Origin of the sequence: Agrobacterium rosae (assembly GCF_002915175.1) — a bacterium.
Lineage (GTDB): Bacteria > Pseudomonadota > Alphaproteobacteria > Rhizobiales > Rhizobiaceae > Agrobacterium > Agrobacterium rosae.
Window position 1 is genome coordinate 556,368 of record NZ_NXEJ01000008.1, and the last position, 14,410, is coordinate 570,777.

Sequence of the window (14,410 nt, forward strand, 5' to 3'; positions counted from 1 at the left end):
ATCGCATCAGCGGCCAGTGGCTTGCTTTGGAAACAGGTCGGCAGGCGAAAGAAGCCGCGGCAGAATTTTTTGCTCGTGAAGCTCGGTCGCAAAATCGGCGATCATCTTCTCGTTGGCCTCAAAGCCATTGGCGCTCCACGAGGGAGAAAGATCGGCAGCACAACGGCGCAACTCATCGATCATCCACGGCGTAGTATCGGCATATTTCTCACGCTTTTCCAACCACATACGCTGCGACGCATCAAGGAGCTCGCTCAACTCATCCATGATCCACGGATGTTCGGCCACGATCGCGGCCTTAAAGCCGATCAGGTGCATACCCGGCACATAGCCGACATCGTTGAAATAGTCGACTTCAGCTGAACGATAGTCATCCAGAACCTGCCGCAGGGTCGAGTCTTTATCGAAGAAACCTTTCGGCATGAAAGGTGTGAAAACGGCATCCAGCCCGCCATCATTAAGCAGATCAACCATCGGGCGCTCACCCGGAGCGGCCTCGATGCGGCCTGGGCGGCCAAAACCATCAAGACGGTCAGTGATGGGATGGTCTTTCGTCAGACGCCCGGCATACCACATTGCATCTTCAACGCCGACGCCTTCGCGGCGAACGGCGGCGCGCGTCCAGGTGTTGCCCGAATCCCGCCAGCCGGTGACACCAATCTTCTTGCCTGCCAGATCAGATAGCTGGCGAATGGAACTGGCCTTGCTGGTGATGATACAGCGGTGGCGGAAACCGCGCATGATAAAGTTGGGCATACCGACAACGCTCTCATCACCATCATGACGCATCTGTGCGTAACGACTGAAAGACATTTCCGCGACATCATAGGCGGCATCGGTTGCAACGTTGGAAATAAGGGTTCCAACTCGGTCAACTCTAATATCAAGGCGGGGCGAGGATACATCTCCGAGGACGAGCGGGGTCATATAGTCCCAATCACGGAGTGCGAGGCGAAGCGTAACGGTCATGCTGAATGCTCACAAAAAAATCTCGGTAATCAAAAGTTAAATGTTCAAATTACAAACATCAAATGTTATTACGTTATTGAACATTAAAAAAGGTACAATTTTGAGCAACATCTATTCTGCAAACTGGCTTGCTGAAAAAATAGCCGATCGTACCATTCGAGGAATCGCTCTTGAAACCAGCGCCTTGATTCGCGCTGGCATTCTTCCGGTAGGAACACGACTGCCGTCAATCCGCGATCTGGCCTATGAACTGGGCATAAGTCCAGCAACGCTGTCCGAAGCGTGGGCGGATTTGCGCCGACATAAGGTCATCACCGGGCGCGGCCGAAATGGCACATGGGTCAGTGGCGATAGCTTCATTGCCAAACCGGAACGTTTTGCCAGCGTCGGCAATTACGGGCCAAACGCCTTGGATCTTTCGCTGGCTGTACCGGATACCTCGTTGTTGCCGCCGCTGGCGGAAGCACTGGCGCATGCGGCCACCGTCGATAAGCTCAACGACTACGAGCGCAGTCGTATCATTCCCGAATTGCAGTCAGCGGCAAGCGAGCGCTGGGCCTATCAGCCGGGAGCATTTCTGGTGACGAATGGCGGTTATAACGCTGTATACACGGCAATTCGCGCCCTTGTCTCACCCGGCTCCGCCGTCGCCATCGAAAATCCCACGGCGATGCGGCTTCTCGATATTCTCGAGGACTTCGGAATCAAGATCATTCCAGTCATCTGCGATGAGCATGGACCGACACCTGCATCCCTGCATGCGGCGCTGAAGGAACGACCGGGCGCATTTGTTTTCCAACCTCGCCTTCATTCCGTCACCAGCCACACGGTGAGCGCAGAACGCATGGCGGAACTGGGAGACATCTTACACGGCAGCGATACCCTGATCATCGAAGATGATGGTCTGGGTGACATTTCTTCGGTTCCCCCGCACTCTTTGGGTGCGCGCTTTCCAGACCGAACCATTCATATCGTCTCGTACTCGAAAACATTAGGGCCTGATTTGCGCCTTGCCGTTCTCTCGAGCTCGGTGACAATTGTTGAGCAAATCCAGTCTTACCGTGCCTTCAGCGCAGGTTGGACCAGCCGCGTGCTGCAGGGTGCGACGGCATGGCTTTTACGAAATCCGCAGAGCTGGGAGACCGTGGCAAAAGCCCGCGCCACCTACCAGCAACGGCGAAATGGCTTGGCGAGTGCTTTAAGAGTGCGGGGTATCGAGACGCATTCTGGTGGCGGTCTGTGCCTTTGGCTACCAGTCGCCTCAGAAACCTTTGCAACGGTGACGCTCGCCGCCCGCAACATTGCCATCAATCCAGGAAAGAAGTTCACGCTGTTACCCGGCGACCATATCCGTGTCGCCACGTCCACGCTAACAGAGGAAAAATGGGATAGCGTTGCCGACGCTATTGCCCTCGCCTGTTCTGAGTGATCGGGCAGAGCGACATCTTATGTTCATGGAACCACCAGCCCTCAACACAGTTCCCTGTCCACAAGACCAATAGAAGATCGGAACAGCATTGACATTATTGGGGACGGTCGAAGAAATCTGGCGTTATCCGGTCAGTTCGCTCGGCGGGGAGCAACTTACCTCCGTAAACATCGAGAGCGATGGAGTTCCAAGAGACCGGAGTTGGGGCCTTGTCGATGCACACACTGGCAACGCCGTAGCTCCCGAAAAAGAAGCCCGATGGCGACCAGCACTCTTTTTACACTCTAGGCTGATTGGCAATATGCCCGAGATCGGTTTTCCTGATGGCGGGTGGATTGCGGTTTCAAACACTGACATAGCGTCAAAGCTATCTGAGCATTTCGGCTTCGATGTCGACGTAAGGCCATACGTCACCAACACGCTAATGCCTGCAGATGGACACATCGCTACCCCTCGATACGAGCCCAGTCCGCTTCATTTGATAACGACCAGCTCGCTTGAACACCTTTCCGCGCTGATAGGAACTGACACTGTTCACAGCAAACGCTTTCGCCCGACGCTGTTAATACGAACGGAAGGTGACGCCGATTTTCGCGAAAGCTCATGGGTCGGCCAACTTATACGGCTAGGTCCAACCCTGGTAGCGCAAGCGTCAGAAGAGACAAAGCGATGCGGAATGACGCTGATCGCCCAGCCCGGGATTTCTGAAAACCCTGATATACTACGCACCGTTCTTCGTCAGAACCGCCGCAACTTCGGCATATATGGCTCAATAGAGAAGTCTGGCGTCGTGACCGTGGGCGATAGTGTTCATCTGATCGAGGCCTGACCGAATAGGATCAGGCCACCTCCAGCACCAAGGTCTTTTTGGTATCCAAAATAGCTTGGGATACCGTGTATCCGATATCACGGGCGCTGGTAATACCCTGCACGAATGGGAGTTTGTGAAGCAGGAAGGCAATCGAACCACAATAGAGCTGGTTGGTCAGATTGTCTTGGAAGATCGGTCTAAACTTGTCATCCAGATCAATCCCGCCCGTGCGAACGAGTTGATCCTCAGCGCCCACCAATGGTGACGACACAATCGTTGTCGCCTTGCGAACCACGCCCTGCTTTTTCAGCGTCGGGAACGGGATGTCACGTGCAGATAAGGTGTGCTGTCCCGTTGCATCGATAAAGGCATCAAACTGGAGGGTTTGGTTGCCGCCGTGGACGATCGCACCACGCTCGACCGCCTTGTTATCGATATCACTATCATTGCCGAGAGCCACGATATCGAGTTTACCCGCGCGGTGAAGCGCCAGCAAGCGACGGATCGATGCGTGCGGAACCGTCGCGTAATCATCCACGAAGACTGTCTTGAAGTGTCTGTGAAAACGTTCGAGGTCTTTTTCGTTGAGATGCGGGATCGCGAGCGCAATGACCTCATGCATCCGCAAAATCGCGTAACGCCACTCTACCGTATAGTGCCGCAGCTTGTTGGCTTCCGCTTCGGCAAGATTGCGCGCGGCCCATACAAAAGGTGGCGTCGTCTCGCGGTCCTGAAAATAAGCTTTGGCGACCGTTTCAACCGTGAGCTGAGAGAGGCCGATGCGCGATGCGTATTCAGGGTCGCAAAAGACAAGCTCCGCCTTGAACAACTCGAACACGGCATCCAGCAAATCATGACGTCTCGTTGCGATCACCTTCTCAATCGCTGCTTCGGTGCAGAACTGAAGCGGCCGATAGGGAATTTCGCAATAGAAGTCAGCCTCCGGCAGGACACCCTTTCGCGACATCATGGTAACGTGTAGACCTTCCGTATCCGGCAGCGCGTGATATTGCAGATCACCCTGCTCATCGAGGAGGAAAGAGCCGTGCGCCGTTGCGACGGTGATCAAGGCATCGATGCCGCTCAAAGACGTGCCTAAGATGCCGACCTTGCAGGGTTTGATTGATTTCAGCACAGGAGCGGGCCATGGCGATACATAATATCCCGGCCTGATCTCCGTCGTCTCCGGGAAGTCGTGTCCGGTGGCCATGACTACGTGATCGAATGCGAATTCCAGCGCTTCGCCATCCGGCGCGGTTACGCTAAGACGGATATCCGCAGGTCTTAGCTCGATATCGGCAACGCGGTGCGATGCCTTGACCTCAATCGTGTGACCGTTGGCCTTACCGATGTTGAGAAGCTGAGAAAACTGCGCGTACAGAAACTCACCCAAGACAACGCGCGGATAAAATTCACGCTCGTTGATGTTGGCTCGCTCTATACCGAAGCGCTGCAATTCCTCGTCCGACTGGCGCAAAAGCCAGTCCATCAGGGTTTCGCAGACTGGCGGTAGCTCGATGCTGGCAATGTTCGACAGCATGGCGCGGTCGTTAAGTGCAGGGTGATAGGGTGTGCCCTTGCCCGGATCGGATTCACTCTCGAAAATGGTAATGGAAAGCGGTTCAGATTTTCCGACCAAACCCTTTAACGTGTAAATACCCGTAGGGCCGGATCCTATGATGGCAATTTTAGGTGTCATATGCACAATAAACCCCGTGACGCAACGCCGACTGACGCCTGTTACAAACCGGAAGACGCCCTCGAAGTTCCCTCGACCGGGGCACACGACATGAGATAATCTTTATTTAAAAGAGAGGTTCCAATGTTGAACATAGATCGTCCGAACTCGTTTCCTCTTTCATGAAAACACAGAGCGATCCTCTTCTCACCTCCCTCCGCTCCGGCTTTGGGGCAGTCATCATTGGTGCCAGCGGCGGTATCGGCTCTGCGCTGTGTGCTCGTTTGCAGCAGGAACCCCATGTCGGCGAGGTCATTGCGCTTTCTCGAAGCGAGGGCCAGATCGACCTTCTGGACGAAACCAGCATCGAGAAAGCCGCACAACAACTCCAAGGCAAACCGATCCAGCTTCTGATCTGCGCGACGGGGGTACTCGACGTCGACGGACATCCGCCTGAAAAAGCCTTGCGGCAGGTGGACCCCGATATCATGCTGCGGGAATTCAGCATCAATGCCGTGGGACCGGCGATGATCGCCAAGCATTTCCTGCCTTTGCTGGATCGAAAGGACCGAGCCATTGTTGCGTTTCTGTCTGCGCGTGTCGGTTCCATCGGGGATAACAGGTTGGGCGGGTGGATTTCCTATCGCGCTTCGAAAGCTGCCCTCAACCAGATCGTCCGCACCGCATCGATCGAATATACTAGGACGCATCCCGAGATGGTGCTGACGGCGATCCATCCCGGCACGGTTAGAACGAATTTGTCCAGGCCTTACGCCGGTGGTCACCGCACTGTCTCGCCAGACGAAGCCGCGGCCTCCATCCTCACCACGCTGAATGCGCTCGGCCCTGAAACGTCCGGGTCCTTCATTGCCTATGACCGCAGCGCAATACCCTGGTAGAAGCAAACGATCAAAAAAACGGGCGAGCAATATCAAGCATGAGCTTCCACGACCTTACCGCCGCAGGATTGATCGCGTTGGTCGCTATGCTCAGCATGCCGATGTTTACGACGCAGGTGGCATTGAGTGCCGAAGATGGCGAGGAAGCCTGCCTCTACGAGCGAAACCGTGGCGCGCACCACATCTGCATTCGCAAGGCGTCTTTCAATGACGATCTGTGCCGGACGATTGCGCATTTTGCCCAAGAAAATAAGGTGCCGCCTGCCTTCTTCGCGCGGCTGATCTGGCGCGAAAGTCTTTTTCGTCCGGAAGCCGTAAGCTTCAAGGGCGCAGAAGGCATAGCCCAATTCATGCCCGCAACCGCCAGAAGTCGCGGTTTGGCCAACAGTTTCGACGTGATCGACGCTCTGGAGGCATCCGCATCCTATTTGAAGGAACTGGAAGGCCGCTTTGGAAACTTTGGTTTCGCCGCTGCGGCTTATAATGCCGGGGAGAACGGGCTCGCGCGTTTCCTCACCAACGGTCGGCTGCCGATAGAAACGCGCGACTATGTGTTCGCCATCACAGGTCACACCGTCGAGACATGGCGCGATGCCCCGCCTGGGAAAGCAGCACCAGAACTGGATGATGCTCTTCCATTTCAGGAGGCATGTCTGGCGCTTGCCGAAACGAGACGCATTCAGGAACCGGTTTTCAGCGGCTCGGCAGACTGGGCTCCATGGGGTGTGCAGCTTGCAGCGCATTACCGTCCGGCAGTCGTCGAGTCGCTGTTTACGAGAGCCATCGAACGGCTGCCGTCTCCCATCAACGAGGAACGCGCCTTGATCGTTCGGCAACGCGGCGGCAATTTTGGCAATCGCCCCCGCTACGCAGCAAGAATAGGGCGTGAAACACGCGCCGAAGCCAACCGTCTCTGTGAGCAGATCAGAACCGCCAAGGTTGCCTGCACGGTTTTGCGAAACCGATAGGCGTCACCGGCCTCTGGCTATTGCGCAGGGTTGCATGGATGCAATTCACCGCTCTCCGTTGCTTTCTTCCATATTCTACAATTCAAACAGGTGCCACCTACAACCACAGGTCATCGGGGCCTGTTTTCGTTACGGAATCTTCTCAAAACTGTCGCAACACCGTCATCTGACGGCTTCATACGCGCCTCTGAAAAGGAGCGCAAAATGCAGCCTCAGTCGCTAACTATTTCTGGAGTCGGTAAGCGTTTCGGTACCGATGACGTGCTCAAGGGCATCGATCTCTCCATTCGTCCCGGCGAATTCCTCTCGCTGGTCGGCATGTCTGGCTGCGGCAAGTCGACGTTGCTGAGGATCATCGCAGGTCTCGAAGCAGCGGATCGTGGCACCGTCTCAATCGGCAACCGTGATGTCACGGATGTCGATCCGGCGGACCGAAACCTTGCCATGGTGTTCCAGTCCTACGCGCTTTATCCTCATATGAGTGTCTACGACAACATCGCGACACCACTTAGAATGCGGCGCCTCTCCTTCTGGGCAAGGTTGCCACTGGTGGGACGTCTGGCCGCAAATGCCGAAACGCTGCGTGACATCGACGCTGCGGTAAAGGACGCAGCTGAGGTGCTTCAGATCGGCCATTTGCTCGATCGTCGCCCGGCGCAGCTTTCCGGTGGTCAGCGCCAGCGCGTGGCCCTTGCGCGCGCGTTGGTGCGTTCACCGGCCGCATTTTTGATGGATGAACCATTATCGAACCTTGATGCAAAGCTGCGCGCCCATATGCGCGGAGAACTGACCAGTCTGCACGACCGCCTCGGCGCGACCTTCGTTTACGTTACGCATGACCAGGTCGAGGCAATGACCATGTCTGACCGCATCGCCCTCATGTCGGAAGGCCGTATCGAGCAACTGGGAACACCGGACGAGCTTTACCAGCAGCCAGCGACGTTGACGGTTGCCCGCTTCATCGGAACACCGTCGATCAATCTGCTGCCCGTGGAAACGGGAGCGGCCGGCGAGATCGTTATGTTCGGACGAAAGCTTGGGCTTAGAGCACAGAGCATCGCGGCAGGCCCTGCGACGCTCGGCATCCGCGCAGAAGATATCTTTGCGGCGACCGACGGCATCGAAGCACGTATTCTGCGGACTGAAAGCCAAGGCGCCGACCGCTACGTTACTCTTCAACTGATCGACGATACGTCCATCAGTCTTATCATGCGCCAGAGGGCCGGTGACACCCTCAACGCCGACGACGATGGCAAGGTTCGGCTGGGATTTGCCAAGACACATGTGCATTTGTTCGGCGCTGACGAGAAACGCTGCGACGTGGCGTCTTACGAACAGGTGCTCGCGTGAGTGTGGTTGTTCCCATAGATGCGGCCACGCCTGACGCTAAATCGAAAAGCTCTTCGACTGCGCGCCGCATGGCACGGCGCGGCATTCTGTTTGTCTTGCCCGCAGTTTTACTGTTGCTGGCGATCTACATCATTCCAATGATCGTGCTGGCTGTCTTCTCGGTCACGGATTATCAGCTCGGTGCGCTTTCTACGAAATTCGTTGGCCTCGCGAATTTCCACAAGGCATTCAGCGACCCCGTTTTTCTGCGCGCACTGGCCAACACGGTGCTCTATGCCGTCATCGTCATTCCTGTCGGCGTCTTCCTGGCGCTTGGCATCGCTCTGTTGGTTTATAACCGCAAGCGCAGCCGCGCCTTCTGGGAAATCGCCTACTTTCTCCCTGTTACTGCAACGCTGGTTGCGATGGCGACCGTGTTTCAGTTCCTGCTCCATCCCTCCCTTGGGCCGGTCAATGCGGCTATCAAGTGGATGGGGTTCGAGCCCGTAGGCTTTTTGTCCAACCCTTCCCTCCTCATTCCGACCATGGCGATCATCGGCATCTGGCAGGTATTGGGCTTCAATATGGTCCTGTTTCTGGCCGGGCTGACGGCCATTCCGAAGGATTTGCATGAGGCGATCCGGCTGGATGGCGCAAAGAACCCCATCGACCGCTTCTTCAAGGTCACATGGCCGATGCTAGGACCAACGACGATGTTCGTCGTGGTGACCACGTCGATCTCTGCCTTCAAGGTTTTCGAGACTGTGGCGGTTCTGACGAAGGGACGTTCAGGCTCCGAAGTGCTTCTCTTTGCGCTTTATCTCGAAGGTTTCGAATATTCCAACACCGGTTACGCAGCCGCTCTGACGCTGATTTTCCTGGCCATCGTTCTGGTTCTTTCAATCGGCCAGACGCTGCACATGGACCGGAAGGTGCATTACTGATGCTCGCTTTTCGCAAATACCTGCCACACCTCATTCTGGCCATTGGCGCATTCGTGATGCTGCTGCCGTTCTATTGGATGTTCCTGACCTCCATCCGTTCGCCAGCGGAAATCTTCAGTGTATCCCTGTGGCCGATACCGGAGAAATTTGCTGCCGTCGACAATTACACGCGCGCCGCCAGCCAGGTGCCGATGTTGCGCTTCATGCTGAACGGCGTGATCGTCTGTTTCGGCATTCTCATCGTTCAGGTCCTGACGGCGGTTCCCGCCGCCTATGCGCTGGCAAAGCTTCGTTTTCCCGGTCGCAAGCTATTGCTGACGCTGGTGATTGCAGCACTCTGCGTGCCGATCCAGGCGCTGGCTTTGCCGCTGTTTGTCGGCCTTGCGAAGGCGCAATTGCTGAACACCTATTTCGCGATGATGATGCCGTTTCTGCTTTCGGTTTTTGCGATCTTCCTGTTCAACCAGTCCTTCCGCAGCTACCCCAACGAAGTTATCGAAGCGGCCCGCATGGACGGCTTTTCGGAACTGGAAATCTGCTTCCGGCTGGTTCTGCGCGGTTCTTTGCCATCGCTTGCCGCCTTCGCCGTCTTCTCGTTGGTAGCGCACTGGAACGACCTCTACTGGCCAATGATCGTCGTCACCGATACCAATCTTGCCCCGCCGCCGCTTGGAATGCTGTTTTTTGCCGACGTCGAGTCCGGCGCAAACTACGGCGCGCTGATGGCGGGAGCGACGATCATCACCGCACCCATGGTCATCTGCTTCCTGCTGGCCAGACGACATTTCATCGCAGGCATCACCATGACCGGCGTGAAGTAACTCCCCTCTCCTTCCTCCCAAACACATCTCTCTGGAGAACGACATGAAAATCAACCGACGGGCCGCACTTGGCGGTCTGGCCCTCAGCCTCGCTTTTGCCGGTGTTTCCACGCCAAGCTTTGCTGCCGACGTGACCCTCAACGTCCTTTACAATCTGCCGGGCTTTACGAAATTCCATCAGCCGCTGGCCGATGAATTCATGAAGAACAATCCCGACATCAAGATCAACTTTCTGGCTCCGGCACCGGGTTATAATGATGGTCAGCAGCAGGTGCTGCGCGCCGCCGTGACTGGCAGTCTGCCGGATGTCTATTTCTCCGGCTACAATCTGACGGCAGAACTGGTGCATGCACTCGTCCCGCGCAAGCAGATCACCGATCTTGCGCCCTTCATCGAAGCTGAAGGCGGCCAGGCCTTTCTCGACAAGAACTACACGCCGAACATGGCAGCACTGGGCAAGATCGACGGCAAGCAATACGGCCTTCCCGTCAATGCCTCTTCGCCGATCATCTACGTCAATGCCGAACTGGTGCGCAAAGCTGGTGGTGATCCTGCCAATATGCCGAAGACCTTCGATGGCTTGATCGCACTTGCCAACAAAATCCATCAGCAGGACACCAAAGTCTCGGGCATGGGTTACGACATCAACCTGTGGCCGGATGACTGGCTGTGGCAGGCACTGATCACCCAGCAGGGTGGCAAGCTGGTGGATGAAGCAACGAAGACCGTTGGCTTCAACAATGACATCGGCCTTAACGCCCTCAAGCTGACACGCCGTTTCGTGACCGAAGGCGGCCAGAACCTGCTGGATTGGGACCAATCCCGTCAGCAGTTCGGTGCGGGCCTGACAGGCTTTATCTTCTCCACACCTGCGCATGTTCAGACCATCGAAGCGCTGGTTGGCGACCGTTTCGAGCTGAAGACCTCGACCTTTCCGCTCGACAACCCGGAAAAGGGTGGCGTACCGACAGGCGGCAACTCGGCTGTCATGTTAACGCAGGACAAGGCCAAGCAGGACGCTGCCTGGAAATACATGAAGTGGATCACCGGTCCTGAAGCCCAGAATGTCATCGTCCGCATCACCGGTTATCTGCCAACCAACAAGCTCGCCATCGGACCTGATTTTCTGGCACCATATTATGCCGAGCATCCAAATGTGAAGACCGCTTCGCTGCAGGCAGAGCGTTCGCTGCCATGGGCCGGTTATCCGGGTGGCGATTCCGTTCGCATCTGGCGCACCCAGCGTGACATCATCGGCACAGTGATGCGCGGCGAAGTGACGCCGGAAGACGGCCTGAAGCAGATTGTCGAGCAGACCAACGGCTTGATGAAGTAAACGACGACATATCGTCAATGGCCGCGGGGATAACCCCCGCGACCCACCCTATTGCCTGAAAGCTCCCCCATGAAAATCATCCAGATCACTGATACGCACCTCATGCTTTCCGGCCAGTCCGTGAACGGCGTCGATCCCGAAAAGCAGCTGCGCGCCGTTGTCACCGACATTCTCGATAAGCACATGGACACGGACCTGCTGGTCATGACGGGTGATCTCTGCAATTTCGGGGACCTGGAGGCCTATGACATTCTCCGCGATATTCTCACGCCCGTCCCATTCGACGTGCGGCTGATGCTGGGTAACCACGACGACCGACCGAATTTCCGAGTCGCCTTTCCAGAGCATCCCCGTGATGAAAACGGCTTCATCCAGTCCTTTATGGATACGGATTTCGGACGCCTGATCTTCCTTGACAGCCACGCGGCGGGCGTCATCGGCGGCATATATGGTGAAGACCGCATGCTGTTTCTCGCAGATGCGCTGACAAATGCTGGCAATCTGCCGGTGACGGTTTTCATCCATCATCCGCCGATGGACTGCGGCATTGCCCATTTCGACAAGATTGGGATGCACGACGACGGTGCTGTCATGCGCACGCTCGCCGCCCACAGGGGTGGTATCCGGCATATCGTGTTCGGCCATATTCATGTGCCGCTGGCCGGTACGAGCGCCGAAGGCATTGCCTTCAGCTCAGGTCAGGCATGCGCCCATCGCTTCATTACCGACCTGACCAGCCCTACGCCCTATTGGACCGGCGGCAATCCCTGCTATCGCATTATCAATCTCGACGCCCAAGGTTTGCGGGCCTACAGCGTGGAGGTCGGTGAGATGATCATGGGGCAAGCGCCGATCTGCGATGGTCCGTGATCGCTGACGCCGTCATACCTTGCTGCGCATACTGGCGCGGTATTGTTTTGGCCGCTGGGAAAATCGGTCCGAAAAGGCCTGATAGAAGCGTGAGACCGAGCCAAACCCGGACTCGAAGGCAACGTCGGTAATGGGCATATCGGTGGCGATCAGAAGAGATTGAGCCGTATCCAGCCTATGGCGAATGATGGCCTGATTGATGGTCATGCCGACTGCGCGTTTGAAGACGGACATGGCGTAATTGGGGTGAAGCCCGGCGTCTCTGCCGACATCATCCGCTGAAATGTTGTTGAGTGCGTTCTCGGCGATGTAGCGCAGCATTCGCTCAACATGTTCGGTCCGCTCGCTGTCATTGGCACCGAGGCTTGCGATGGCGGAGCCTTCTTCGCGCAGGTCGCGCCATCCATCCCGTTCGATACGCAAAACACGTGCGCCGAGTTCATTGCGGACGATCTCGATCAATCCCTCGTCGCCTGAGCGCAATTCATCTCGCCAGCGCTGGAATATTTCGTTGTCATAGGAGCGCAGCTCCAGCGCCTCTATCATCGCGCCGCGAAACACGGCATCGCGAAAGCGCGTGAGACTGGCAAGGCCGAGGAAGAATGACATCGGCACATAGAGGCACACGAAACGCGTTCCCTCCGCACGGGCAATAACCTGATGCGGTATCATGCCCCAGAACAGGCACAGACGCCCGGCACCGATGGTAAGCTCGCGGCCATCAAACCAGTAGGTCATGTCACCTTCCAGCACGAAATTGAGTTCCACCTGACTGTGCATGTGCGGACCAGCCATAACCTGCACCAGTGATGCCTCGCCGCCGCAAAACCTGTGATCGCCGAACACGACCAATGGATGGCGCGGATCGTGCTCTGGATGTACCGGAACGGACTCATCGCGCTGGACGGGCAGTAAAACTGACATGAACTTAGAATCCTGGAGAAACTATGTGGAATTTCGGTAGATTATTGCGGCTTTCGGCCGGATGATCAAGCCGACATCTGTGACGCTCGGGAGGAGTGTGCAAAATACCGCATTTTCCAGAGCGAAAGAATAACGGTCATAGGGAGGAAAACATGACCCTTTTGAAATGCCTCAGCGGGCTTGCCTTGTCGGCAGCGCTGTTTTCATCTGCCTTCGCGGGCGAAATCACAATCAATTCCGACCACTCCGATCCGGTGCCGAAAAAGGCGATGGAGGAGCTGATTGCCGACTTCCAGAAGGCCAATCCTGACGTCACCGTGAAGTGGAACAACTTCGACCACGAGGGCTACAAGTCTGCCATCCGCAACTTCCTAACCGCCGATGCGCCTGATGTCGTTGCCTGGTATGCGGGCAACCGCATGGAGCCATTCGTCAAGGCTGGCCTTTTCGAAGACGTTACCGATGTGTGGACTGCAAACGGTCTTGAGGACCAGCTGAAGTCCGCGTCTCCGTCCATGACCATTGATGGCAAGAAATGGGGCGTACCCTACACCTACTACCAGTGGGGCATTTACTACCGCAAAGACATCTTCCAGAGCCAAAGCATCACGCCGCCCAAGACCTGGGATGAGCTTCTGGCTGCCTCGAAGAAGCTGAAGGAAGCTGGCATCACACCGTTCACCATCGGCACCAAGGCGCAGTGGCCAGCCGCTGGCTGGTTCGATTATCTCGACCTGCGCGTCAATGGCTATGATTTTCACATGCAGCTGACATCCGGCAAGGTCCCTTACACCGACCCGCGCGTGAAAGCCGTGTTCGAGAAGTGGGCCGAACTGGTAAAGCCTGGCTATTTCATTGAAAACCACGCCGCTATCGACTGGCAGGATGCCGTCCCGCAGCTGGTGCAGGGCAAAGCTGCCATGTATCTGATGGGCAATTTCGCGGGTGCCACCTTCAAAAATGGCGGCTTGAAAGAAGAGCAAATCGGCTTCCTGCCCTTCCCGGAAATCACCGCTGGCATTCCCGTTGCCGAGGAAGCACCGACCGACACGTTCCACATTCCGAAGGGTGCCAAGAACAAGGACGATGCGAAGAAATTCCTCGCTTATATCGCCTCGCCGGAAGTGCAATCTAAAATGAACGCGACGCTTGGCCAATTGCCGGTCAACAACAAGGCACAAAAGCCGACGGACCCGTTCCTCGAGGCTGGCTTCGACATGCTGTCCAAGGCAACCGCCATCGCGCAGTTCTATGATCGCGATGCGCAGGCGGAAATGGCCAAGGCCGGTATGGAAGGCTTCCAGGAATTCATGGTCAAGCCTGACAAGATCGACGCCATCCTTGCGCGCCTCGAAAAGATCCGCGCCCGCGTCTATAAATAAGACCTGTTCCTCCCAGCGCCGGGTGCCGTGAGCGGCATGCCCCAAGTACC

The 14,410-nt window shown here is 56.3% G+C and carries 13 protein-coding genes; 10 read left to right on the forward strand and 3 right to left on the reverse strand.

Annotated elements, in window-relative coordinates:
• Positions 1 to 6 precede the first annotated feature (6 nt).
• Entirely contained in the window at positions 7 to 969 is a 963-nt protein-coding gene (locus tag CPJ18_RS18300) for a substrate-binding domain-containing protein (protein ID WP_103659591.1), read from the reverse strand.
• Between the two features lie 100 nt (positions 970 to 1,069).
• Here CPJ18_RS18300 and CPJ18_RS18305 point away from each other — a divergent pair, with 100 nt between their 5' ends.
• Positions 1,070 to 2,398, forward strand: coding sequence for an aminotransferase-like domain-containing protein (locus tag CPJ18_RS18305; protein ID WP_245445434.1), 1,329 nt, complete (start codon positions 1,070 to 1,072; stop codon positions 2,396 to 2,398).
• An 88-nt stretch (positions 2,399 to 2,486) separates the two neighbouring features.
• A complete protein-coding gene (locus CPJ18_RS18310; RefSeq protein ID WP_153366555.1) occupies positions 2,487 to 3,227 on the forward strand; it encodes an MOSC domain-containing protein in 741 nt (246 codons plus the stop codon).
• 10 nt (positions 3,228 to 3,237) lie between these two features.
• Here CPJ18_RS18310 and CPJ18_RS18315 read toward each other — a convergent pair whose 3' ends face one another.
• Positions 3,238 to 4,908 carry an FAD/NAD(P)-binding protein gene (locus CPJ18_RS18315; RefSeq protein WP_103659594.1) on the reverse strand — a complete coding sequence of 557 codons (1,671 nt, stop codon included), beginning with the start codon at positions 4,906 to 4,908 and terminating at the stop codon, positions 3,238 to 3,240.
• A gap of 161 nt (positions 4,909 to 5,069) precedes the next feature.
• On the opposite strand from CPJ18_RS18315, the gene CPJ18_RS18320 reads away from it, so the two are divergent.
• From CPJ18_RS18320 to CPJ18_RS18350, 7 genes are all read left to right on the forward strand, one after another.
• Positions 5,070 to 5,786, forward strand: coding sequence for an SDR family NAD(P)-dependent oxidoreductase (locus tag CPJ18_RS18320; RefSeq protein ID WP_103659595.1), 717 nt, complete (start codon positions 5,070 to 5,072; stop codon positions 5,784 to 5,786).
• 38 nt (positions 5,787 to 5,824) lie between these two features.
• Entirely contained in the window at positions 5,825 to 6,754 is a 930-nt protein-coding gene (locus CPJ18_RS18325) for a lytic transglycosylase domain-containing protein (RefSeq protein ID WP_407026440.1), read from the forward strand.
• Between the two features lie 204 nt (positions 6,755 to 6,958).
• Positions 6,959 to 8,104, forward strand: coding sequence for an ABC transporter ATP-binding protein (locus tag CPJ18_RS18330; protein ID WP_103659597.1), 1,146 nt, complete (start codon positions 6,959 to 6,961; stop codon positions 8,102 to 8,104).
• Between the two features lie 68 nt (positions 8,105 to 8,172).
• Complete coding sequence (locus CPJ18_RS18335) at positions 8,173 to 9,027, forward strand: carbohydrate ABC transporter permease (RefSeq protein WP_103659598.1); 855 nt, start codon at positions 8,173 to 8,175, stop codon at positions 9,025 to 9,027.
• Complete coding sequence (locus tag CPJ18_RS18340) at positions 9,027 to 9,848, forward strand: carbohydrate ABC transporter permease (protein ID WP_103659599.1); 822 nt, start codon at positions 9,027 to 9,029, stop codon at positions 9,846 to 9,848. Before CPJ18_RS18335 ends, CPJ18_RS18340 begins: the two co-directional genes overlap by 1 nt.
• A gap of 43 nt (positions 9,849 to 9,891) precedes the next feature.
• Positions 9,892 to 11,184 (forward strand): ABC transporter substrate-binding protein, encoded by a 1,293-nt coding sequence (locus CPJ18_RS18345; RefSeq protein ID WP_103659600.1) that lies wholly within the window; start codon positions 9,892 to 9,894, stop codon positions 11,182 to 11,184.
• 69 nt (positions 11,185 to 11,253) lie between these two features.
• Entirely contained in the window at positions 11,254 to 12,054 is an 801-nt protein-coding gene (locus tag CPJ18_RS18350; protein WP_103659601.1) for a phosphodiesterase, read from the forward strand.
• A gap of 12 nt (positions 12,055 to 12,066) precedes the next feature.
• On the opposite strand, the gene CPJ18_RS18355 is transcribed toward CPJ18_RS18350, so the two are convergent.
• The gene (locus CPJ18_RS18355) at positions 12,067 to 12,978 is read right to left on the reverse strand and encodes a helix-turn-helix domain-containing protein (RefSeq protein WP_103659602.1); all 912 of its coding nucleotides are present in this window, start codon (positions 12,976 to 12,978) and stop codon (positions 12,067 to 12,069) included.
• A 152-nt stretch (positions 12,979 to 13,130) separates the two neighbouring features.
• Here CPJ18_RS18355 and CPJ18_RS18360 point away from each other — a divergent pair, with 152 nt between their 5' ends.
• Complete coding sequence (locus CPJ18_RS18360; RefSeq protein WP_103659603.1) at positions 13,131 to 14,360, forward strand: ABC transporter substrate-binding protein; 1,230 nt, start codon at positions 13,131 to 13,133, stop codon at positions 14,358 to 14,360.
• Positions 14,361 to 14,410 lie beyond the last annotated feature (50 nt).

Coding starts and splice junctions, on each gene's coding strand:
- CPJ18_RS18300 (WP_103659591.1), bottom strand. CDS start 969: ATGACCGTTACGCTTCGCCTCGCACTCCGTGATTGGGACTATATGACC.
- CPJ18_RS18315 (WP_103659594.1), bottom strand. CDS start 4,908: ATGACACCTAAAATTGCCATCATAGGATCCGGCCCTACGGGTATTTAC.
- CPJ18_RS18320 (WP_103659595.1), top strand. CDS start 5,070: ATGAAAACACAGAGCGATCCTCTTCTCACCTCCCTCCGCTCCGGCTTT.
- CPJ18_RS18325 (WP_407026440.1), top strand. CDS start 5,825: ATGAGCTTCCACGACCTTACCGCCGCAGGATTGATCGCGTTGGTCGCT.
- CPJ18_RS18330 (WP_103659597.1), top strand. CDS start 6,959: ATGCAGCCTCAGTCGCTAACTATTTCTGGAGTCGGTAAGCGTTTCGGT.
- CPJ18_RS18335 (WP_103659598.1), top strand. CDS start 8,173: ATGGCACGGCGCGGCATTCTGTTTGTCTTGCCCGCAGTTTTACTGTTG.
- CPJ18_RS18340 (WP_103659599.1), top strand. CDS start 9,027: ATGCTCGCTTTTCGCAAATACCTGCCACACCTCATTCTGGCCATTGGC.
- CPJ18_RS18345 (WP_103659600.1), top strand. CDS start 9,892: ATGAAAATCAACCGACGGGCCGCACTTGGCGGTCTGGCCCTCAGCCTC.
- CPJ18_RS18350 (WP_103659601.1), top strand. CDS start 11,254: ATGAAAATCATCCAGATCACTGATACGCACCTCATGCTTTCCGGCCAG.
- CPJ18_RS18355 (WP_103659602.1), bottom strand. CDS start 12,978: ATGTCAGTTTTACTGCCCGTCCAGCGCGATGAGTCCGTTCCGGTACAT.
- CPJ18_RS18360 (WP_103659603.1), top strand. CDS start 13,131: ATGACCCTTTTGAAATGCCTCAGCGGGCTTGCCTTGTCGGCAGCGCTG.